Here is a 532-nt window from a genome sequence, read left to right on the forward strand (position 1 = left end):
TTGCTGTCGAATGCGATTCTGCTGACGCTGTTTCTGTACTGCGTGGCGATGGCGCTGACCCTGGTGCGCCTGTTCAAAGGCCCGTCAGCACAGGATCGGGTACTGGCGCTGGATTACCTGTATATCGTCGCGATGCTGATGATGCTGACCCTGGGCATTCGTTACGCCAGTGATACCTACTTCGAAGCGGCGCTGCTGATCGCGCTGTTCGGCTTCGTCGGCTCCTTTGCCCTGGCGAAATTCCTGCTGCGTGGCGAGGTGATCGAATGAATACCGAATTGTCTTTGTGGGTCGAGATTCCGGTGGCGGTGCTGCTGGTGCTCAGCGGCGTGTTTACCCTGCTGGGCGCAACAGGATTGCTGCGCATGAAGGATTACTTCCAGCGTATGCACCCGCCAGCGCTGGCCTCGACACTCGGTGCCTGGTGTGTGGCACTGGCGTCGATCATCTGCTTTTCGGCATTGAAATCCGCACCAGTGGTGCATGCCTGGTTGATCCCGGTCCTGTTGGCGATCACCGTGCCGGTGACCAC

Annotated in this window: 2 protein-coding genes; both read left to right on the top strand. The window is 59.0% G+C overall.

Annotated features, from left to right (window positions below; all coding sequences use genetic code 11):
• Positions 1-270 (top strand): K+/H+ antiporter subunit F (locus J5M56_RS24180; protein WP_243430891.1); only part of this gene is annotated, 270 nt, incomplete at its 5' end.
• The coding region (locus J5M56_RS24185) for a Na+/H+ antiporter subunit G (protein ID WP_207937966.1) at positions 267-532 on the top strand (266 nt) is incomplete at its 3' end. The genes J5M56_RS24180 and J5M56_RS24185, both read left to right, overlap by 4 nt.

The sequence above is a fragment of the Pseudomonas sp. 51_B genome (genome assembly GCF_017491595.1).
GTDB lineage: Bacteria > Pseudomonadota > Gammaproteobacteria > Pseudomonadales > Pseudomonadaceae > Aquipseudomonas > Aquipseudomonas promysalinigenes.